General features: G+C 72.9%; 20 protein-coding genes. 5 read left to right on the forward strand and 15 right to left on the reverse strand.

Features of this window, described 5'->3' with window-relative positions; genetic code table 11:
• Positions 1–59 precede the first annotated feature (59 nt).
• Positions 60–692 carry a hypothetical protein gene (locus tag C6361_RS13320; RefSeq protein ID WP_234359474.1) on the forward strand — a complete coding sequence of 211 codons (633 nt, stop codon included), beginning with the start codon at positions 60–62 and terminating at the stop codon, positions 690–692.
• Between the two features lie 61 nt (positions 693–753).
• On the opposite strand, the gene C6361_RS13325 is transcribed toward C6361_RS13320, so the two are convergent.
• The 3 genes from C6361_RS13325 to C6361_RS13340 form a co-directional block, all read right to left on the reverse strand.
• Positions 754–1,926 (reverse strand): hypothetical protein, encoded by a 1,173-nt coding sequence (locus C6361_RS13325; protein WP_107267942.1) that lies wholly within the window; start codon positions 1,924–1,926, stop codon positions 754–756.
• Between the two features lie 1,034 nt (positions 1,927–2,960).
• Positions 2,961–3,317, reverse strand: coding sequence for a MazG-like family protein (locus tag C6361_RS13335; protein WP_107258147.1), 357 nt, complete (start codon positions 3,315–3,317; stop codon positions 2,961–2,963).
• 92 nt (positions 3,318–3,409) lie between these two features.
• Entirely contained in the window at positions 3,410–3,892 is a 483-nt protein-coding gene (locus tag C6361_RS13340; protein WP_159079312.1) for a hypothetical protein, read from the reverse strand.
• Between the two features lie 641 nt (positions 3,893–4,533).
• On the opposite strand from C6361_RS13340, the gene C6361_RS13345 reads away from it, so the two are divergent.
• Entirely contained in the window at positions 4,534–5,070 is a 537-nt protein-coding gene (locus C6361_RS13345) for a roadblock/LC7 domain-containing protein (protein ID WP_107258145.1), read from the forward strand.
• A 112-nt stretch (positions 5,071–5,182) separates the two neighbouring features.
• On the opposite strand, the gene groEL is transcribed toward C6361_RS13345, so the two are convergent.
• The 3 genes from groEL to C6361_RS13360 all read right to left on the reverse strand — a co-directional run bounded on the left by groEL (position 5,183) and on the right by C6361_RS13360 (position 9,398).
• On the reverse strand, positions 5,183–7,543 hold the full coding sequence (gene groEL, locus C6361_RS13350; protein WP_107267943.1) for a chaperonin GroEL: 2,361 nt from the start codon (positions 7,541–7,543) through the stop codon (positions 5,183–5,185).
• On the reverse strand, positions 7,533–8,012 hold the full coding sequence (locus C6361_RS13355) for a hypothetical protein (protein WP_107267944.1): 480 nt from the start codon (positions 8,010–8,012) through the stop codon (positions 7,533–7,535). The genes groEL and C6361_RS13355 overlap by 11 nt, the downstream gene beginning before the upstream one ends.
• 69 nt (positions 8,013–8,081) lie before the next feature.
• Positions 8,082–9,398 (reverse strand): MFS transporter, encoded by a 1,317-nt coding sequence (locus C6361_RS13360; protein WP_107267945.1) that lies wholly within the window; start codon positions 9,396–9,398, stop codon positions 8,082–8,084.
• A gap of 199 nt (positions 9,399–9,597) precedes the next feature.
• Between C6361_RS13360 and C6361_RS13365 the strand changes: the two genes are divergently transcribed.
• Positions 9,598–10,554 carry a GlxA family transcriptional regulator gene (locus tag C6361_RS13365; RefSeq protein WP_234359602.1) on the forward strand — a complete coding sequence of 319 codons (957 nt, stop codon included), beginning with the start codon at positions 9,598–9,600 and terminating at the stop codon, positions 10,552–10,554.
• Positions 10,555–10,610: 56 nt separating this feature from the next.
• On the opposite strand, the gene C6361_RS13370 is transcribed toward C6361_RS13365, so the two are convergent.
• The 4 genes from C6361_RS13370 to C6361_RS13385 form a co-directional block, all read right to left on the reverse strand.
• Positions 10,611–12,182, reverse strand: a complete 1,572-nt coding sequence (locus C6361_RS13370) for a PQQ-dependent sugar dehydrogenase (RefSeq protein ID WP_107267947.1) — start codon at positions 12,180–12,182, stop codon at positions 10,611–10,613.
• Between the two features lie 89 nt (positions 12,183–12,271).
• Positions 12,272–12,742, reverse strand: coding sequence for a hypothetical protein (locus C6361_RS13375; protein WP_107258140.1), 471 nt, complete (start codon positions 12,740–12,742; stop codon positions 12,272–12,274).
• Between the two features lie 90 nt (positions 12,743–12,832).
• The gene (locus C6361_RS13380; RefSeq protein WP_107267948.1) at positions 12,833–14,794 is read right to left on the reverse strand and encodes a VWA domain-containing protein; all 1,962 of its coding nucleotides are present in this window, start codon (positions 14,792–14,794) and stop codon (positions 12,833–12,835) included.
• A 2-nt stretch (positions 14,795–14,796) separates the two neighbouring features.
• Positions 14,797–16,314: a sigma 54-interacting transcriptional regulator gene (locus tag C6361_RS13385; protein ID WP_107267949.1), complete on the reverse strand. Its 1,518-nt coding sequence runs from the start codon at positions 16,312–16,314 to the stop codon at positions 14,797–14,799.
• Positions 16,315–16,432: 118 nt separating this feature from the next.
• Here C6361_RS13385 and C6361_RS37605 point away from each other — a divergent pair, with 118 nt between their 5' ends.
• A complete protein-coding gene (locus C6361_RS37605) occupies positions 16,433–16,600 on the forward strand; it encodes a hypothetical protein (RefSeq protein ID WP_199853342.1) in 168 nt (55 codons plus the stop codon).
• 30 nt (positions 16,601–16,630) lie between these two features.
• On the opposite strand, the gene C6361_RS13390 is transcribed toward C6361_RS37605, so the two are convergent.
• From C6361_RS13390 to C6361_RS13405, 4 genes are all read right to left on the reverse strand, one after another.
• Positions 16,631–17,716, reverse strand: a complete 1,086-nt coding sequence (locus C6361_RS13390) for a hypothetical protein (protein WP_107267950.1) — start codon at positions 17,714–17,716, stop codon at positions 16,631–16,633.
• A gap of 249 nt (positions 17,717–17,965) precedes the next feature.
• Positions 17,966–18,496 carry a DUF6036 family nucleotidyltransferase gene (locus C6361_RS13395; protein WP_107267951.1) on the reverse strand — a complete coding sequence of 177 codons (531 nt, stop codon included), beginning with the start codon at positions 18,494–18,496 and terminating at the stop codon, positions 17,966–17,968.
• Positions 18,493–18,885 carry a hypothetical protein gene (locus C6361_RS13400; protein WP_107267952.1) on the reverse strand — a complete coding sequence of 131 codons (393 nt, stop codon included), beginning with the start codon at positions 18,883–18,885 and terminating at the stop codon, positions 18,493–18,495. The genes C6361_RS13395 and C6361_RS13400 overlap by 4 nt, the downstream gene beginning before the upstream one ends.
• A gap of 91 nt (positions 18,886–18,976) precedes the next feature.
• Positions 18,977–19,678: a class I SAM-dependent methyltransferase gene (locus C6361_RS13405; RefSeq protein ID WP_107267953.1), complete on the reverse strand. Its 702-nt coding sequence runs from the start codon at positions 19,676–19,678 to the stop codon at positions 18,977–18,979.
• A 158-nt stretch (positions 19,679–19,836) separates the two neighbouring features.
• Here C6361_RS13405 and C6361_RS13410 point away from each other — a divergent pair, with 158 nt between their 5' ends.
• Positions 19,837–20,379 carry an AAA family ATPase gene (locus tag C6361_RS13410; RefSeq protein WP_107258133.1) on the forward strand — a complete coding sequence of 181 codons (543 nt, stop codon included), beginning with the start codon at positions 19,837–19,839 and terminating at the stop codon, positions 20,377–20,379.
• 104 nt (positions 20,380–20,483) lie between these two features.
• Here the strand turns inward: C6361_RS13410 and C6361_RS13415 are convergent, their stop codons facing one another.
• Positions 20,484–20,702 (reverse strand): hypothetical protein, encoded by a 219-nt coding sequence (locus tag C6361_RS13415; protein ID WP_159079314.1) that lies wholly within the window; start codon positions 20,700–20,702, stop codon positions 20,484–20,486.
• Positions 20,703–20,720 lie beyond the last annotated feature (18 nt).

Below are 20,720 nucleotides of genomic sequence, written 5' to 3' on the forward strand. Positions count from 1 at the left end.
GGCCGGCGGGGCTGGCGCGGCAGGGGTAGCGTGTTGATCGCATCCGGGGGAGGTTCGCCATGGCGATGAGGGCGAAGCGGGTGAGTCTGCTCGACATCGGACTCGACTCGTCGTTCGACGCGGCGATGACGTTCGTGCAGTCCACCTTGCAGAACATCAACGCCGAGCACCAGCAGCCGATCGTCGACATCGACTTCGTCCGCTCCCGCGACCCGGACACGGTGCTGACCGCCTTCACCGCCTCCTGCGACGTACTGCACGTGATGGCGCACGGCGACCACAGCAGTACCCCGACCTTTGCCAGCAGCGACGGCCGGACGAAGATCTCGCTGGAGGCGCTGGGCGAGGAGGCGGCCGCCCGGGGGCGGGGCATCTCGGCGCACGCGATCCTCGCCGACGGCTGCCGCACCGGCACCGGCGCCTGGCAGAAGGCGGTCCGGGACTGCCTCCAGGACGAGGTCACCTACATCGGCACCTCGGCACAGATCGGCTGGCACGAGAGCGGCGTCTTCTGCTCCGCCTTCTACGGCGCGCTGTTCCGCAACCGGGGCCGGGGGATGACCCCGGCCGAGCAGGCGCAGGACGCGGCCGAGCGGGCGATCGAGGCGTACACGCTGCTCACCGACCGGCACTGCCCGTTCCGGGTGCTCACGCTGAGCCCGAGCCGCTGGGCCCGGATGGCGCTGGCCTGACTCCGGACGCCCGGCGCCACCGAATGTCCAGACGGTCCACCGTCGGGGAGATTTCCGCAGGTCAGGCCGCTGATCGGGGGGTCGTCGCCCGGGAGAACCGGGTCGACCCGCCGGGCCGGCGCCCTGCCGGTGCGGGCAGTCGGGAGGTGCTCGGCGGTGCGATCGCCTGCTGCCAGTGGTTCAACATCGGCAGCAGGTCCCAGCCCACCTCGCGCCGCCGGGACGCGGCGGCGACACAGCGGGCCCGCCAGCTCCACTCGTTGAGCTGATTGGCCGGCCCGGTCAGCTCGGCGCGCAGGTCGAGCAGGACGTCGACGGAGTGCCGGAAGGCGGTACGGCTCCGCTCGCCGTCCGGCCTGTCCAGCAGCCAGCCCAGGCCCCGGCCGGCACAGGTGGCGCAGTCGCAGTGCCACATCCCGTTGTCGGGGTGGCGGCGCATGGTGGCCTCGATCTCCGGCAGCGGCGCGTACGACAGGCACTGCCGGACCACCGCCGACGGCCGGGGCACCCCGGTGGGTGGGCCGGAGCCGGCGGGCCGGCGCGGATCGAGCCGGCGCAGCGCGGGTTCGGTGCCGATCGCCACCGCGGTCGCCCCGGAGCAGAGCACCCCGAGCACCGGCAGGTCGGCCCGGAGCACCAGCACCGGCACCCCGCAGCCGAGCAACTGGAGCAGCCCGCGCACCGTACTGGCCGGGGTGAACGGGTTCGCCGACTCCTCCACCACGACCGCCACCGGTACGCCGACCGCCGCCACGTAGCGGAGCAGGGTCTGCCGGGCGATCCGGTCGGCGAGCCAGGACGGGTGCATCGGCAGCAGCGCGATGGCGTCACCGAGCCGGGCGGCCCGTTCGAGGATCCCGGCCAGGCCGGCGCTGTCGTCCCGGTCCAGGTAACCGGAGTCGGTGAGTACCGGAAGCCCGAGTTCCCGCTGGCAGTCGATCCAGCGCGGGTCGAAGGGCGCGGCGGCGGGCAACCGGCCGTCGCCGGCGTACCGGGCCGCGTCGAGCAGCACGGGACGGCGGTAGTGGTCGACCTCCCGCAGGTGCCGTGCCCGGCCCAGGCAACCGCGCAGGTTGCCCCGGTCGGCGGTGACGACCAGGCCGCCGCCACTCCGGTCGGCCACCTCGGCCGCCAGGGTGACCTGGCTGGTCCGGCAGTGCAGCAGCAGGCTGCGGTCGAGATCCCCGATCCGCCGCCCTGTGCCACCCGATCGCCCGTCAAGGTCCCGCGCCACGAACCCTCACCCCGCTGATCGTCGTCAAGACATTGATCACCATGAGTGCTTAAATGGTAACTCGACGCAACCGAGTGGGGTAACGGGGTGCGATTCCTTTGGCAGATCGCGGAAAGTGGCTTGGCCACCGCGACCGGTTCCGGTAACGGAACCTCACGCCGGCCGGCCGGACACGCAACTCCACGTCGACAGGTGACTCTCACCCGTCGACGTGGGCCCACCTCTCGAATCTGGGAAGATATCGAGCCGCGAGACGCTCTGCGCGACCAGCCGGACGGCGGTCGGCTCAGAGCACCATCTCTCGCCAGCCCGGGCGCCCACCTAGCCAGGCGTCCGCGAGGATGCGCGCGGACGCCTCACCGGGGCACTGCTGCACCTTCGAGCGCCCTTGGGCGCCCCCGACCTGGGCCTCGACTTCCCATCGCTGCCCATCCGTACGAATGTAGACGTCGCGCCGTGCGCGCGGACCCCGATCGCCGTTCCACCAGTGCCGCTCGACTCTCACCCAATCACGGTATAGCACGGACGGACCTGCTGGATATCCTCAATAACCAAACCTTGACCTCCCGGTTATCGTCCGCGCTCCGCGAACGCCCGGCAGCCCCGGTCCGATCCGGTTGCCGAACCGTCGGACCGGGCACCCGGACATCGACCGGAACGGGGATGTCCGATTCGGCGGGCGGGGTGCCGGGGCGTCACCCGGGAAGGCGGCTACCGGGCGCGGATCTCGATCGAAGGTCCGGGCCGGCCGGTGCCGTGCTCGGCGTACCCGGCGGAGAACCGCAGGTGGCGGAGGGATCGGCACCGGGGCGGGCTGGGCCGGCCGTCAACTACGGGGGAAGGTGACGGTCGGGCTGCGGGCACCCGCCCCGGGGCCTGTCCGGGGTCGGCCGACGACGTCACGCCGGTGGCCGACCCTCCACCGGTCCGCCGCCACGTCGGCGGAGGGCGGCCCGCCGGCGTCGGGTCGCGCGGCGGACCGACCAGGGAAGCATGTCGTCGTCCCGGACCCCGATGTCGGACAATCCGTCCGCTCAGCCCGAAACCGCCGACGGCCCCGACCCGGCACCGCGCCCGGACGTCTCCCGGAGCCGGTCCCGCACCCGGGCGGCCCGGGCGTCCAGCACCTGCCGGGCGTCGAGGTCCAGGCTCTCGATGGCGACCAGGGCGCTGAGCGCGACGTCGGCCAGCTCGGCGGCCACGTCGTCGAGGCTGTGCGTGACGCCCTTGCGCGGATTCTGGCCGGTCAGCCCGATCCAGGCCCCGGCCGCCTCGCCGGCCTCCTCGGTGACCTTGAGGATCCGGCAGGTCAGCTCGGCCCGGTCGGTTCCGTTCGCCCGGTCCAGCCAGGCACGGGCGGCGCGGACCGTCGCCCAGGTGGGGTCGCTCACCGCCCCACGGTAGCGGTGCCGCCCGGCCGGACCCGGGCACCGCCGCCCGGCCCGCCGGCTCGACCGTGTCGGGGACCGTCCGGGCGGCGCCGTCATCCGTCGGTCGTGCGGAGGATCTCGGTACGCCCCACCGGCGCCGGCCAGACCTGCAACAGATAGTCCTCCGGCCGGTCGGCGACGGGCCGGCCCAGGCAGGGGTGCCGTCCCCGGGCGTGCACCCGGACCCGATAGCTGCCCGCCCCCCGGAAGCTGATCCGGGGGAAGTCGGTACCGCCGCCGCGCGCCGACCGGACGTGCGACTGGCCGACCGCCGTCCGGTACGAGATTTCGACCGCGTCGTCCCAGCCGGCCGTCTCCGCCGCCGGCCGTTCGACGTGCAGCTCGACGGTGAGGTTGGCCCAGCCGCCACCGCAGCCGGTACGCACCAGCAGCGCCCCCTCGGTCACCCCGACCAGGCCGTTGTCCCGGGTGTTCGCCTGCCAGTGCCAGCGTGGCGGCGGGTCGGGATCGGTCAGGCAGAAGAAGGACCGGGCGACGCGTACGACCCCGGCGCAGACCCACGTCGCGTCGGTCACCCGGTATTCGAGCAGCGACCCCGCCCCGAGCGGTATCAAGGTCGCTCACCCGTTCCACGTCGGGCGGTGATGGGCAACACCGCGCTTCTCCCCGCGTCAGCGCATCGGACAGTTGTGTTCGTGAATGTCCTCCCTTGCACTCTGACACAGCGCCTCGATGCCGTCCACTCGCATCCGGCGATGACCTGGGAAGCGCACGTGCATTTGCGGTTTGCAGACGCCACGTGCAGTCACACTCCGTTTTGGTCACTGTGCGCAGTGGCGCGGTGCGTAGAACGACCCCCCATGCCGCGCAACATCGGTCGTATCGCCCTGTTCCATCGCGGACGGGTCAACAGTAAGTTAGCTGCACAGACAAATACCTGTCTCGCGAGATGCAACTTGCACCAAGGCATGCCACTCTCCCCGGAGGAGCAACTCGCGCGTCAGACCGGCCGCCGCCCACCTCGCCGTTCAGCGGTGACGGCACTACGGGCAGTGACGTTCACACCAAGAATGGAGGCGCTGTCAGTGGCGAACCACCAGCCGATCAGGCCGCTGAGCTCCCGCGCGGGCAAGGAATCCGTCCGTCCTGCTGCTCCGGCCTGCCCCCAGGTTGACCTCGCATCCGTGTGCCACCCGCGACCGGCCGAGGAGCGGTGATGACCGTGACGCAGTTCCAGGACGCCAGAGGGGACCTGTTCGACAGCCCGCTGCCCCGGCGTTCTCCAGGGGCCCAACTGGACAGTGGCGGCGAGGAAGACCTCCCCGAGGGCGCTCTCGACCAACTGGGTGCCGGCACCGCCGGCCGGCACCGTCCCGGCCAGTCGGCCCTGCACGCCGAGTTGGGTGTGCTCCGGGACCGGGTGCCCGGGGTACGCGGCGCCGTCCTCGCGGGCATCGACGGGCGACTGCTCGGACACGACCTCACCGCCGGCCCCGAGCCGCTCGACCTCGCCGCGCTCGCGGCGACCACGTTCGGGCTCGGTCGGCAGTGCGGCATGACACTCCAACAGGGTCCGCTGCGCGAACTGACGGTCCACAGCCACCAGGGCTACTTCACGGTGTACGGGGTGAGCGACCACGTCCTGCTCGCCGTCCTCGGCGACGACCGGTTGAACGTGTCGTGGCTGCACCTGGAGGCCGGACCGGTCGCCGAACGGATCGCTGACCTGCTGCACGTCGGCGGCACCACGTAGCAGCATGGGCTGGGGCCGGCGTCGGGTTCGCCCGACGCCGGCCACCCGCCAACCCCGCCAACTCCACTCCACCCGCCGGAGTCCGCTCCGTCCCCTCGGACAGCCCGGCGGGTCAGCCGATCATCAGGTAGCGGGTCACCACCCCGGCGGCGGCGGTGACCGCCTGGCGTAGCGTCGCGGCGGCGTCCACGATGCCGGCGTCCAGCGCGGTGACGTACGAGCCGCCGACCACGTCGAAGGTGACCCCCGGGCCACGGCGGCGCAGGTCGGCCGGCCCGGCGGCCGGGTTCCGCCCGGCGTTGCGCATCAACTCCTCGTACGGCGCGGCCAGCGCCTCGACCACCACCGCGTAGCCGAGCGCCTCGTCGCCGCCGCGCGGCACCCGGGGACCGATCCGCCCGGCGACGGTCAGCAGCGCCGCCCCGCCACCGGGTACGAGTCCCCACTCGACGGCCGCCTTCGCGTTGCGTACCGCGTCGTCGATCTGCCGTTTGCGCTTCTTGAGCTGCCCCTCGGTGGACTCGCCGACCCGGATCACCGCCACCCCGCCGCCCAGCCGGGCCAGCCGCTCCCGCAGCAGCTCCCGATCGTGCCCGTCCGGGCGCCGGGCCAGCTCCGCCCGCAGCCCCCGCACCCGGCGCCGGGCCAGGTCCGGGTCGCCGGCCCCGTCCACCAGGGTGGTGTCCCGGCGGGTGGTGATCACCTTGCGGGCGCCGCCCAGCACCTGACCGGTGGCGGCGGCGAGCCCACCCTCGGCGTCGCCGACCACCTGCGCCCCGGTGAGCAGCGCCAGGTCCGCCATCATGGTGCACCGCTCCTCGTCCGGCCAGGGCAGCCGCACCGCCACCGCGTCGAGGGTGTGCCGCATCTTCCCGACGATCAGCGCGGTGAGGGCGGCGTCCCGGATGTCCCGGGCGAAGACCGCCAGCGGCCGGCCGGAGCGGCCGACCTCGTCCAGCAGCGGCTGCAACTCCGGTACCCCGGAGAGCCGCTGGTCGACGATGAGGATCGACGGGTCGTCGAGTACCGCCTCCGCCTCCTCCGGATCGGTCACGAAGTACGGCGAGACGTGCCCGGCCGGCACCCGGATGCCCCGGGTGAGTTCGAGTTCGAGGCCGAAGAGGTTGCTCTCCTCGACGATCACCACGCCGTCCTTGCCGACCCGCTCCATCGCGGTGGCCAGCAGGTCGCCGACCACCTCGTCGCCGGAGGCGATCGTGGAGACCATCTGGAGCTGTTCCTTCGTCTCCACCGGCACGGCCAGGTCGCCCAGTTCGGCGAGGACCGCCAGCGCGGCGGACTCGATCCCCCGGCACAGCGCCACCGGGTTGGCGCCGGCCCGCAGCGCCACCGAGGCACCGTCCAGCATGGCCTGGGCGAGTACCACAGTGGTGGTGGCGCCGTCGCCGACCCGGTGCCGTACCCCCTCGACCAGTTCCCGGACGTAGCTGGCGCCGATCGCGTCCCGGCTGTCGTACGCGGTGAAGAGCCGCACCACGCTCGCCGCGTCGGCCAGTTCGTGGTACGCCCCGGAGGCGTCCTCGACCAGCACCCGCCGGCCGAGCGGCCCGAAGGTGCGCCGCACCAGGTCGGCGCCGGCCCGGAAGCCCCGGGCGACGATCGCCTGGTGCCGGTTGTAGTTGCTAGGCCGGGGCACCGCCGCGGCGCTCGCCTCGACCACCCCGCCCGGCCGGTTCTCGCCGCTCCCCGGCGGGTCGGCCGTCGGCGGGACGGTGGCGAGATAGATGTGCGGCTCGGCGTTGTAGGCGCTCCACTTCGGCTTCTGGTCCGGCCGGCGGCGGACCACCCCGTCGTGGACATACCGGAACAGCTCGTCGACGCCGACCCGCCCGTCGCCGTCCAGGTCGGCACCGCCGGTGGCCAGCCCCTCCAGCAGTACGTCGGTGAAGATCGAGCCACGGGGCGCGGACTCCACCAGCCCGTCGGACTCGAAGGCGTACTCGTAGCTGTCGCAGGCACTGATCACCACGTACCCCCGGCCGACCTGGCCGTCCAGCGCACCCTGCGGCGCCGCCTTGAAGCCCTCGGCGAACGCACCGGCGAAACAGCAGTCCAGCACCAGGACCTTGGCGGCGGCCCGGCACGCCTCCAGTTGCTCGTTGACGAAGGAGCGGGAGATGGCGGTGCTGGCCGGTCGGGTCCGTACGGTGTTGGCGGCCGCGAAGTAGAGCCGGTGGAACGGGTCGACGATGCCGTGGCAGGAAAAGTAGAGCAGTACGAGGTCGTCGTTGACCCGGTCGGTGAGCAGGTCCTCGATCTCCCGGCGTACCTCCTGTTCGGCGGCGTCCTGCAAGGTACGGACGGTGAAGTTGCCGACCGACGGGTCCTCCAGCACCGCCGCCAGCCGTTCCACGTCCTGCTCGGGGGCGCGGAGCTGGTCCAGCGACGGGTCGTCGTACTCGCCGACCGCGACCAGCAGCGCGTAACGGCCGGTCGGCGGGTTAATCGGCACCGGAGGAGCCGGTACCGCTCTGTGTCGGTGGCACGCCGAGCCACTCGACCACCATCTGCTCGGTGTCCTCGCCGGGGGCGCTGATCGTCAGGGTGCGTCGTCCGTCCCGCAGGACGATCCGGCGGGCGGCGCCGCGCTCCAGGAAGGCGACGGCGACCTGGGCCAGCGCCGCGACGGTGGTGGCCGAGAAGAGGCCGGTGACCACGAGTTCGGCGAGTGATCCGGCGGCGCCGCCCTTGCGGACGGCCGGGCCGGTGCCGCCGTGGCCGCCGCCGGGCAGGTCGCCGAGGTCGGGCGGGGAGTCCGGTTCCTGCGGCGAGGGGTCGGGCGGGACCGGCGGATCGTCGACACCGGGCCGGACGACGTGCAGGATCGTCCGGGTGTGCAGCTCCCGAGCCAGCGCGGAGGCGGATTCGGCGTCGCCGCGCGTGCTACCGGGGACCGGCCCGGAAACCAGCAGAGTGAGCACACCACCATTCATAGAGTAATGGTGTCGTAACAATAAGTAACCACGTGTCGGGTTGCCGACACTCTCCCGTCAGCCTGCCGACACCGGCGCCCCGGCTCGGTCGGCGAGTGGGGTGGCGGGCGCGGCGGGCGCGTCCGGCCCGGCGGTTCCGGCGGGACGGCGGCGCAGCAGCATCGAGAAGACCGCGGCGGCGGCACAGAGCGCCCCGGCGACGTACCAGGCCAGGGTGTAGCTGCCGAGCTGGTCCCGGATCAGCCCCGCGCCGGTCGCCGCGACCGCCGCGCCGACCTGGTGGGCGGCGAAGACCCAGCCGAACACCACGGCACCGGCGGCCCCGAAGTACTCCCGGCAGAGCGCGACCGTCGGCGGCACGGTGGCCACCCAGTCCAGCCCGTAGAAGATCACGAAGACCAGCATGCTCGGCCGGGCCGAGTCGCCGAAGAGGCTCGGCAGCACCAGCAGCGACAGCCCGCGCAGCGCGTAGTAGCCGGCGAGGAGTACCCGGCTGTCGAACCGGTCGGTGAGCCAGCCCGACGCGATGGTGCCGGCGATGTCGAAGAGCCCGACCAGGGCGAGCAGGCCGGCGGCGGCGGTCTCGGTCATCCCGTGGTCGTGCGCGGCCGGGATGAAGTGCGTGCCGACCAGCCCGTTCGTCGAGGCGCCGCAGATCGCGAAGCCGCCGGCGAGCAGCCAGAACGCCGGGGTCCGGGCGGCGGTGCGCAGCGCACGGATCGCCCGGGACGCCGCCCCGCCGGTCCGGGCCGGCGGGGGCACGACCTCGGTCGCACCGTAGGGCGGCAGGCCCAGATCCGCCGGGTGGTCGCGCAGCAGCCACCCCACCAGGGGTACGACGGCCAGCGCCGACCCGGCCACCACCAGCGCCGCCGCCCGCCACCCGTACGCCGCGACCAGGTTCGCCAGCAGCGGCAGGAAGACGAGCTGTCCGGCGGCCCCTCCGGCGGTGAGTACCCCGGTGACCAGTCCCCGGCGCCGGACGAACCACCGCCCGGTCACGGTGGCCACGAAGGCGAGCGCCATCGACCCGGTACCCAGCCCGACGAGTACGCCCCAGCAGAGGATCAGTTCGGCGCTGGTCCGCATGAAGACGGTCAGCCCGCTGCCGGCGGCGACCAGGGTCAGCGCGGCGGCGACCACCCGCCGGATGCCGAACCGGTCCATCAGGGCGGCGGCGAACGGTGCGGTCAGCCCGAAGAGCAGCAGGTTGACCGAGACCGCGGCCGAGATGGTCGCCAGTGGCCAGCCGAACTCCTGGTGCAGCGGGTGCAGCAGGACAGACGGCGTGGCCCGGAACCCGGCGGCGCCGACCAGCGCGACGAAGGCGACGGCGGCGACCACCCAGGCGGGGTGCAGGCGGCGGGAACTCACCCGACGAGTCTGCGGGCCGGCGGGGACCCGGACGAGTGGCTGGACAGCCAGGATGCGCAAGAATTGGGCCAACACGACGGAGAGCGGAGCAGCGGTGACCACCAGCACGCCAGCGGGTACCCCGGTGGAGAGCGCCCCGAGCCCGGACGGGCCCGGTCCGGGCCGGCCCGGCCAACCACGGAGGCCGACGCCGCACCGGGTGGTGGTGCTCGCCCTGGACGGGGTGGTCGGGCTCGACCTCGGCACCCCGGCCCAGGTCTTCGGCACCGCCCGGGACGCCGACGGCGAGCCGCTCTACACCGTCACCACCTGCACCGCCGGCGGCCGGCCGGTGCGCAGCACCGCCGGGTTCCGGGTGCTGCCCGACCACGGGCTGGAGATCCTGGCCGACGCCGACACCGTCGTGCTGCCCGGCATCCACGACGGCCCGCCGCTGGTCGACGGGACCGTCGACCCGGAGATCCGGGCGGCGCTGCGCGAGGCGCACGACCGGGGCGTACGGATCATGTCCATCTGCACCGGCGCCTTCGTACTCGCCGCCGCCGGGCTGCTGGACGACCGGCCGGCCACCACGCACTGGGCGTACGCCAACCGGTTCCGCCGGTTCCACCCGAGGGTACGGCTCGATCCCGAGGTGCTCTTCGTCGACGACGGTGACCTGCTCAGCTCGGCCGGGGTGGCGGCCGGCATCGACCTGTGCCTGCACGTGATCCGGACCGACCACGGCAGTCGGGTCGCCAACCGGTCGGCCCGGCGCTGCGTGGTGCCGTCGTGGCGGGACGGCGGGCAGGCCCAGTACATCGAACGGCCGCTGCCGGAGGTGGCGGCGGCCGGCACCGGGCGGACCAGGGAGTGGATCCAGCACCGGCTGCACGAACCGCTGACCCTGCCGCGGATGGCCGCGCACGCCAGCATGAGCGTCCGGACCTTCACCCGGCGGTTCCGCGAGGAGACCGGACTCAGCCCGGCACAGTGGCTGCTGCGGCAGCGCACCGAGCATGCCCGGCTGCTGCTGGAGACCACCGACCTCGGCGTCGACCAGGTGGCCCGGCGGTCCGGCTTCGGCACCGCCGCCGCGCTGCGGCAGCAGTTGCACCAGCGGATCGGGGTACCGCCGACCGCCTACCGGCGTACCTTCCGAGCACCCAGCGGGTGAGGAAGGGACCCCCGCAGATCGTGCTCCGTCGTAGCGGGGGCCCTTCCGCACACACCTCAGGCGCAGGTGTTGCCGTTCAGGGTGAAGGCGGTCGGCGCCGGGTTCGGGCCGGTGTTCGAGGCGAGGAAGCTGAACTGGACCGTGCCGCCCGGCGGGATGTTCGCGTTCCAGTTGGCGTTCTGCGCGGTCACCACCGCGCCGGACTGGCTGCCCCGGGCGTTGTAGAACGAGCCGGCGCGCTGCGCGCCGGGCCAGGTCCAGCTCACCGTCCAGCCGCTGACCGGCTGGGTGCCGGTGTTGGTGACGGTCACGGTGGCGTTGAAGCCGGTCCCCCACTGCTGGTCGACCCGGTAGGCGATCCGGCAGGCGGCCGGCGGGGCGGTGGTGCCGAACTCGATCCTGTGCAGTTGGCCCGGCAGGTCGTTGACCAGATACAGCTCGCCGTCGGCGTCCTGGCCGAGGCTGGTCGGCTGGATGGTCAGCTCGGTGAGCGCCCGGGTGGCGTACGCCCCGCCGGGGGCGGCCGGGGGCCGGACCACGAACGCCGTACCGGAGCAGTAGTCGGTGGCCAGGTAGGTGCCGGCGGCGATGTCGGCGTACTCCTCGCCCCGGTAGACGTACCCGCCGATCACGGCGCAGCCGTCGGTCGAGGTGCGGTACGAGTAGATCGGCTCGACGTACTGCGCGCCGGCCTGGCAGCGGTCGGGGTCGAAGACCTGCGGTCCCTCCCGGCAGGACCAGCCGAGGTTGGCGCCGGCCTGGTTCGCCCGCAGGTGGTCGATCTCCTCGAAGGTGCCCTGCCCGACGTCGGCGATCCAGAGCGAGCCGTCCCCGCCGAGGTCGTGCGAGAACTTCCACGGGTTGCGCAGCCCGTACGTCCAGATTTCCGGCCGGGCGTTGGCGGTGCCGACGAACGGGTTGTCCGCCGGTACGCAGTACGGCCGCCCGTCGCAGGAGCGGCTCACGTCCAGCCGGAGGATCTTGCCGAGCAGCGTGTTGAGGTTCTGCCCCGAGTTGAGTACGTCGTCGGAGCCGCCGCCGTCGCCGATGCTCCAGTAGAGGTGGCCGTCCGGGCCGAAGGCGACGTGCCCGCCGTTGTGGTTGGAGTATTCGGCGTGTGGCTGGGTCAGGATCACCTGCTCGCCGGCCGGCGGGATCGGCGTCTGGCCGGCGGTGGCGAGGGTGAATCGGGAGAGCGTGACGGTGCCCTCCGGCAGTGCGGTGTAGCTGACGTAGAGGGTCCGGCTCTGGCTGAAGTTCGGCGTGGTGACCAGGCCGAGCAGCCCGCGCTCGTTGCCGGAGGTGTCGACCCGGTCCCGGATGTCGAGCAGCGGGTCGGCGGCCAGCCCGGTCTCCGGGTGGTAGACCCGGATCGTCCCCTGCTTCTCGGCGATCAGCAGCCGGCCGCTGCCGTCGTCGGGGGCGAAGATCGCGGTCGGCCGCTGGAGTCCGAAGGCGACCTGGGTGGTGCTGACGGTGAGCTGGTCCAGGGGTGGCACCGCGGCCGCCGCCGCGTGCTCCGGGGCGGGCTGGCCGGAGGCGGGCGGCGCGCCGAAGGCGACGAGCGGGGCGATCAGGGCGGTCACGCCGACCAGGCAGAGCCGCCCGACGGATTGACGTCGCAGCATATTCACTCCCATCGGTTAACAGGAAGGTAATGCTGCGGACGATGCCTAGATCACCACGTCCCGGATGATGGGAACGCTCCCATGCGCGACTACCGCAGATCCGTACGCATGGCGCGCAACTGTTCGAGGTGCGCCGGCAGGTGGAGCCGGCCGTGGATGTCGAGCATCCGTCCCCACGGCAGCGACTCCTCGATGTGCAGCTCGAAGCCCTCCCGCAGGTGCGAGTCGACCGGCGTCTCCGCCTCCGGCCCCAGCCGGTCCACCAGGGCGCAGAGCCGCTCGCTGGTGGACCGCAGCCGCTCGGCCAGCTCGGGCAGCCCGCCGTCGCGCGGCACCATCGCGTCCACCTGCGGGCGCAGCGTCGACTGCCCGTCGTAGTACGCCCACGGCGAGCCGGCCAGCACCGCCTCGGTCGCCTCGATCAGCAACTCGTCGTTGGCGGCGAGGTGCACCAGCACCTCCTCCACGGCCAACTCCCCCGGCGGCGGTGGCCCGAAGGAGCCCCCGTCGACCTCGGCGAGCAGGTCCGCGTACGCCCGGCGCAGCTCGGCCGTCTCCACCCGACCGAGTCTAGGAAGAGTTCGCCCGACCTGCCCGGTTATCGCCCGACCGCCCCGACCCGGGCCGCCCGGGAACCGGGCCACCGGTGCTCAGCGACCGCGCCGGCCACGCCGCGCCCGCAGGTAGTCGGAGACGACGTACTCCCCCAGGTCGTCCAGTTCCGGGGTGAAGACCCGGCCGCCGCAGCGCCGCGCCACCGCGTCCACGAACCGGCGCAGCCCGGGGTCCTCGCCGAGCATGAAGAGGTTCATCGTGGCGCCGTACCGGGTCAGCTTGTCCACCTCGGCGACCGTCAACTGGATCGTCTCCGGCAGCGACGGCCAGTTGAAGACCCCGCCGCCAAGCTCCGGATCGAGGTGCGCGGTCGGCTCGCCGTCGGTGACCACCAGCACCACCGGCTCGGAGCCGGGGTGCCGGCGCAGGTGCCGGCCGGCCAGCATCAGCGCGTGTTGCAGGTTGGTGCCCTGCACCATCTCCGGCTCCACCCCGGCCAGCTCCTGCTGGGTCAGCGGCATCGCCTCCCGGCCGAAACCGATGATCTGCAACGCGTCCTGCGGGAAGCGGGTGGCGACCAGGTGCGACAGCGCCAGCGCGGTCTGCTTCATCGGCCCCCAGCGCCCCTCCGAGATCATCGAGAAGGAGAGGTCGACACAGAGCGCCACCGCCGCCGAGGCACGCCGCTCGGTCTCCACCACCTCGAAGTCCTCGACCGCCAGCGCCACCGGCACCCCGGCACCGCCGCGCCGGACCGCCCGGGCGAGCGTACGGACCACGTCGAGCGGCTGCTCGTCGCCGTACTCCCAGGGGCGGGAGGCACCGGTCACCTCACCGGCGGCACCGGCCGAGCGCAGGTCGTGCTGCCCCCGCCGGCCGCCGGAGAGTTCGGCGAAGATCCGGCGCAGCGCCGTACCGCCGAGCCGGCGAAGTGCCTTCGGGCTCAGGGTCAGCCCGTCGGCGCCCCGGGTCACCCAGCCCTGCCGGCGCAGCTCCCGCTCCAGTTCACGCAGCCGGCGTACGTCGTCGGCGGCGTCCCGGCCCAGGTTGCGCTGCACCGACTCCACGTCGATGTCGTCCAGGGTCGCCCCCGGATGCTCCTGGCCGAGCTGGTCCAGCAGGTCGTCCAGGTCGGCGATCTCGCCGAGCGCCCCGGCCGCCTCGCCGTAGCCGAGCGGCTGGTCGCCGCGGACCCGCTCCCGGCGGTCCCAGGCCAGGTCGGGGCGGAGCGAGCGCAGGTTGGCGTCGAGTGCGGAGAGCTGCCCGGCCAGTTCCGGGCCGAGCGAGGACTCCATCAGCCGGGACAGCTCCTCCCGCTGGGCCGGGGAGAGCGAGCGCATCAGCCGTTCCCCGGCGGCGGCCCGCCGGGCCAGCGCGTCGACCAGCTCCTCGACCGTCTCCGGGTTCTCCGGGAAGAACTCGCCGTGCCGCCGCATGAACTCGGCGAACGCGTCGGTGGTCTCCTCGCCCCGGTCGTGCCGGGCCAGCAGGTCGTTGAGGTCGCGCAGCATCTCGGCGAGCTGGCGCTGCGCGGCCGGGTTCGCGGCACCCTGCATCGCGTCCCGCAGCCCGCTGAACCGCTGCTCCAGCACGTCCCGGCGCAGCCCGTCCAGAATCTGCTGGTAGGCGGCCCGGGCCTCGTCACTGGCCCACTCGTAGCCGGAGAGTTCCTCGACCGCCCGCGCCGTCGAGGAGGGCAGGTTGTCCAACACCGCCTCGGCGAACCGGGCGTCGTCGTCGTTCCGGCCGCGCAGCTCGTCGCGCTCGGCGGCGAGCGCCTGGTCGAGCAGGGCCCGGGCCCGGGTCACCGCGCCGTCCAGGTCACCCCGGCGCAGCGCCTCGCGGCGCATCCGCCGGGCCCGGGCGACCAGGTCCTCCAGGCCGCCCCGGCCCTGCGGGCCGCGCCGGAGCAGGTTGCGCAGCGCCTCGCGCAGGCTGCCGCCGGCCAGCACCTCGGCGCCGACCGAGTCGACCGCCGCCCGCACGTCGTAGGGCGGGGCGAGCGGGTCGGGGCCGCCGCGCCAGGAGCCGTACCGGTAGCGGTTTCCGCCGGCCACGATCAGGCCCAGTCGTCGTCGCGGGCCGACCGCTCGCCGGGGCCCCGGCCGCCGTCGGGGCTGCGCCCGCCATATCGGGTACGGCCCTCGTCGGTGACGTCCTTGGCGAGCCGCCGGGTCAGGTGCAGCCCTTCGAGTACGAACTCGATCCCGGCCGCCGCCTCGGCCGGGGTGGGTGCGTCGCCGAGCCCGAGCCGGTCCAGCGCCTTGGCCAGCCCCGGTACGGTGCCGACCTGCCGGAGCAGCTCGGTCGGGCCGACCAGCTCGCCGGTCTCGATGATCGCGCCGTCGGCGACCAGCGCGGTGAAGCCGGAGACGTCCAGCCCGGCCAGCCGGGCCCGGAACGTGTCGGCGGTGGCGGTCCGGAGCAGGTGACCGAGGATCTCGATCTCCCGGCCCTCCTCGCCGCTCTCGAACTCGACCTTGCCGCGCAGGGTGCTGGTCACCGAGACCGCGTCACCGACCCGGGCCACCGGTTCGGTGTCGGCCGGTGCGGCGGGCTGCCCGTCCGGGCCGCCGGCGCCGAGCAGGCCGGCCCGGCGCAGCGCGGCGGCCGAGACGGTCTCGGCGGCGGCGATGGCGAACCGGGCCGAGACACCGGAGCGCGGGTCGACGGCCGGGGACTCCCGCACCGCCCGGGCGAACCGGGCCAGCACCTCCAGCACGTGCTCCGGTACGGCGGCGACCAGCGCCGCCTCCTGCCGGATCAGCGCCAGCTCCAGTTCGAGGTCGAGCGGGTAGTGGGTACGGATCTCGGCGCCGAACCGGTCCTTGAGCGGGGTGATGATCCGCCCCCGGTTGGTGTAGTCCTCGGGGTTGGCGCTCGCCACCAGCAGCAGGTCCAGCGGCAGCCGGAGCTGGTAGCCGCGTACCTGGATGTCCCGCTCCTCCAGCACGTTGAGCAGGGCCACCTGGATCCGCTCGGCCAGGTCGGGCAGCTCGTTGACGGCGAAGATGCCCCGGTTGGTCCGGGGTACCAGCCCGAAGTGGATCGTCTCCGGGTCGCCGAGGGTACGCCCCTGGGCCACTCGGATCGGGTCCACGTCGCCGATCAGGTCGCCGACGCTGGTGTCCGGGGTGGCGAGCTTCTCGCCGTACCGCATCGACCGGTGCAGCCAGCCGATCGGCAGCTCGTCGCCGGCCTCCTCGACGGCCCGGCGGGAGGCCGGGGTCAGCGGGTGCAGCGGGTGCTCGTTCAGCTCGGAGCCACGGATCACCGGGGTCCACTCGTCGAGGAGCTGGCCCAGGGCGCGGATCAGTCGGGTCTTGCCCTGGCCGCGCTCGCCGAGCAGCACCATGTCGTGCCCGGCCAGCAGGGCCCGCTCGACCTCGGGGAGCACGGTCTCGTCGTAGCCGACGATGCCGGGGAAGCGGGGTTCGCCGGACCGGAGCCGGGCCAGCAGGTTGTCCCGGAGTTCCTGCTTGACCGTCCGGTACCGGTGCCCGGCGGCGCGCAGTGCGCCGAGGGTGCCGGGAAGCTCGGCCGGCGGGGTCGGTGGGACCTGGGAAATTTCCGTCACGCACCTACGCTAGCTCTCGATCGTGGCGATCGCGGTGCGCGAAGGGACCAGTCAAGATCCAGCCGGTACCGTCAAGATCCAAGCGGTACCGGCGGATCCGCGAGAACGGGGAGGATGAATGAGTACACCGAGTGAAACCGGGACGAAGCTCGGCATTGCGATCGGCCTGGGGGTCTCCTTCGGCGTGCTCCTCGGCCTCCTGATCGACAACATCGGGCTGGGGATCGCGTTCGGCGTGCTCGGCGGTGTGATCGTCGGCACGTTCCGCTCCCGCCCGAAGGACTGACCCGGAGCACTGACCCGAACCACTGATCGGTCAGCAGCGGGCGCAGCCGCCCCGGCGGCGCAGGTGGTAGGCGAGGGTGGCGGCGCCGAGCGCGACACCCCAGACCGGCCAGAGCAGCATCGGGACGACCATCAGGGTGCTGTCGCGCAACTCGTCGAGGAGTTCCGGCTGCCCGTAGAGGGCCAGGCCGGCGGCGGTGATCGCGACCGCGACCCCGGTGGCGGGGACGACGGCGAGCGTGATCGGCACCCGCCTGCCGGCCAACCCGATCATCCAGCGCGGGAACCGCTCGCCCCACCGCTGCACCAGGCCGAGGGTGAGCACCGCACCGACCAGCCCGAACGCGGCCAGCCCGGCGCCGGCCCAGACCAGACCGGTCCGGTGCAGCTCGCGCAGGAACTCGTCGGTGATGCCGAGCGGGATGCCGACCGCCCAGGCGAGCCGGACGACCGCGTACAGCACCGGGATCACCGCCGCCACCCCGACCGCCCGGCGCCCCCAGCGGGCCGCCGACTCCGCCGAGGTCCACCCCTCGGCGCCCGGCCGGCGCCCGCACCGGCCACAGGCTCCGGCGGTACGGAACTGCCAGGACAGTATCGTCCGGGCCAGCAGCAGCCCGGCGGCGACCGAGAACACCTTGTAGCCGAGCGCGAGGGTGAAGAGTTCGGAATACTCCACCGGTGGCCAGCCGAACGGCAGCCCGCCGATCAGCATCGGCGCGTACCCGAGATAGGTGAGCACCTGCACGTCCGGCACGACCAGCAGCAGTCCGGTCACCACCAGCCAGCCGTAGCCGAGCAGCACGAGCCGGGCCGCGCCGCGCAGGCGTACCGCGTGCGGACCGGTCATGGCGAGCGCGGTGACCGCCGCGCCGAGCAGCAGCACCGCGAAGACCGGCGCCCCGACTTCGGCCGGTACCCGCCAGAGCAGGCTGCCGGAGCCGTCCGGGTCGGCGGCGCCGAACGGGTAGCCGCGACCGGTGACGCTCCACACCAGCGCCAGCAGGCCGAACAGCGCGGTCGCGCCGACGGCCAGCCAACCGACCCGGTGCCGGTGCTGGTACGGCTCCGGCGCGGTCCGGGTGGCCGTCCGGTCGATCGGTTCGGTACGGGGCATCGTCGTTGCCTCCTCGACGTGTCGGGCCGGCGAACCTGCCGCGCCCGCTTCCCCACACCATCCGCGCTCGCGGCGGCGCAGACCTCACGTCCCGGGGTGAGCCGGTTCCCCTGGCAGAGGGAGGCTTGACCTCAACCAACAGGGCGTACCTCTCCGGGCAGCCCGGCACGGGCGCCGGCGCGTACGGCGCCCGGTTCGACGCGGCTTCAGCCCACTGAACCGGCCCATTTCTGCCGGCGCACGGCGCAGCTACTGCTCGTCGAACACGTCATCAAGAACCAGCCTCGCCCGGCCCGGAACCTCTTCCTCGGGAAAAATCTCCCCGCATAGCCTGAGTACCTGCTCGGCGCTGGTCAGCCCGAGGCGCTCGACCAGGAATCGAATGTCTTCGGCGTCCCGACGCCGCGCCGCAAGCACTTTCATCGCCAGAAGATGCTCGGGAGACGCCGCCGCAACCCGCAGCCCAGGGTGATCGAAGACACGAGGAGCCGTCGCATCGCCGCCGGGCGCTACATAAGCACTCGCCTGCTCGTTGAGCCACCAGTGCGGAAGGCCCAGTTCGTCGGCGACCGCTCGGGCCTCGTCGAGCACTATGCCATGCGGCTGGAACACGGCGTCGATGTCACGGGTCGCCCGACGGGCATCGTAGGCCAGGGCCATGGCCGCGCCACCGAAAACGTAAAGATCTGCGATCACCCCACGCCGGGCCAGCCGATCTCCCAGCCGGCGAAAGGCATCCTCGATCGCGGCGCGGTCCAACAGCGGGTCGGCGGCGCTCACGCGACGTTCAGCTCGTGGGCGGCAACATAGACACCGCGACGTCGGAACGCGGCTGGTGCGTGCACCATCGCATCGACCCGAGCCGCACGGGTATTGAAGGGGAACCAGAACCGCCGCAACGAACGGGACTCAACCCACTGCGGCGCACCACGTCCGTCTTTCGCCGACAGATGCTCCGCCAGAGCCGCGAGAAACACGTCCCAGTGTTCGTCGCCGGTGGGAACCGGTTCCGCACTCAACAGATCTATCCGCGAGTCAACGGGTTCCCAGCGATACTCCTCCAGGAACTCCGCCACGAGCCGCCACCGTCGCGCCTCGTCGGCCCCCGCAAGCAGTGCCCCGAGGCGCTCCAGCGTCAGGGGCTCGTACGGCGAAACACGATCTGTCACAGCTCTGACGCTAATACAAGGCCGGCGAGAACGGCGCCCAGCTCTGGCGGTCAATCGAAGCCTGGTTCCGACCCTGCTCTCGGTCGCTGAGTCAGTCGACAAGATCCTTCGTCGGTGCCGGCTTGGTGGCCTCGAAGAGGGCGACGCAGCCGCGTACGGTGAGCTGGATGTCGGTGAAGCGCTGGTCGAGTTGCCAGCGCAGCCCGGCCAGGTCGTCGTCGGTGTTGTGGAAGATCCCCCGCGCGTTGTAGAGCCTCATCAGCCGCCGTGCGGTCGCGTTGACCGGCACCCCCGAGGCGAGGATCGTGCTGCCGAAGATCCGGCCGCCGGGGCGGAGCGCCGCAGCCGCGTTGTCGAAGACGGCGGCCTTCTCCGACCAGGAGCCGGGCAGACAGTGCAGCAGGAAGTTCGCCCCGACCGAGTCGTGGTGGCCGCTGCGGAGCTTGCCGTCGTCGAAGGGAATCGGCTGGAGCACGTCGGCCTGCACCACCGCCGGACGGTAGCGGGCCACCCGGGCCGCGCTGACCCGCAGCACGGTCGGGTTGAGGTCGACCAGGGTCAGTTCGGGGGCCACGGTCGGGAAGCGGCACCGGTCCAGGAAGTACGCGGTGCCGGCGCCGAACTCCACGTGCCGAGCGCCGATGTTGCGCTGGTAGTTGTCCAGCATGTGCCGCTTGGCGCACCGCCAGACGAGTCGGCAGGAGAAGCCGAGCACGAACGTGTCGTAGCCGGCGAGCACCAGCCGGTTGTAGACGGCCTGGCCGGCGATGACCTCCTCGGGCGGCGGTGGCACGGCGGCGTTCCTCCCACGTATTGCCTGGTTACTGCCTCGCACCCCCAGCTAACCGGCTCGCGGACGGCCTGACCAGCCCGAAGTCGCGGTTGTTCACCCACTGCCGAACCGGATTCGCGGGCGTCCTACCTGCTCATGGTGTAGCTTCGTCCCCCGAGATGATCGATCTGTCGTCCGCCGTCGTCGTGCTGACCGGGGCCATGGCCGCCGGCAAGTCCACGGTGGCACAACGCCTCGCCGAGCGGCTGCCCCGGGCGGCGCACGTCCGGGGCGACCTCTTCCGCCGCATGATCGTGTCGGGTCGCCGCGGCTTCACACCCGAGGAGACGGACGAGGCGGCGGCGCAACTCCGGCTGCGGTACCAGCTCGCGGCGGCGACCGCCGACGGCTACGCCCGGGCCGGCTTCACCGCCGTACTCCAGGATGTCGTCCTCGGCCCCGTCTGGGCCGACTACCTGGACCTGGTCGCCACCCGCCCGCGCTACGCGGTCGTGCTCGTGCCGCGCCCGGAGGTGATCCATCGGCGTGAGCGGGGCCGGGCCAAGCGGGGCTACGGCGAGTGGACGGTCGAGTCGCTCGACTCGGCGGTACGCGACGACACTCCCCGGTTGGGCCTCTGGCTGGACAACTCCGACCAGACGCCGGACGAGACAGTCGACGAGATCCTGGCCAAGCTGTCCCTCGCCCGACTGCCCGACTGACCGGAACGCCCGGGCCGGCTCGGCCGCCGGTCCGGGCGGCGGGTCCGGCGGGCACACGGACCGGCAGCGCTACCTCATTCGCGGGACTTCGGAGACCTCCCGGTTCACGACCGGCCCGCACCTCGGCGACCCCGGGCCAACGACCAGCCGGCCGGGACGCAGACACAGACGCAGAGCAGCACGACCACGAGCCGGACCACGCGCTCGGCGGTACCGTCGACGCCGGTCAGCAGCGGTACTCCCACCGCGACGGCGATGAAGAACGGCAGCAGGGTGGCGAGCCAGAGGTTCGCCGTACGCATGTCGAGTTTCTTGGGTTGCATGGCAACTCCAGGGAACGG

The organism is Plantactinospora sp. BC1, assembly GCF_003030345.1.
In the GTDB taxonomy this organism is placed as follows: domain Bacteria; phylum Actinomycetota; class Actinomycetes; order Mycobacteriales; family Micromonosporaceae; genus Plantactinospora.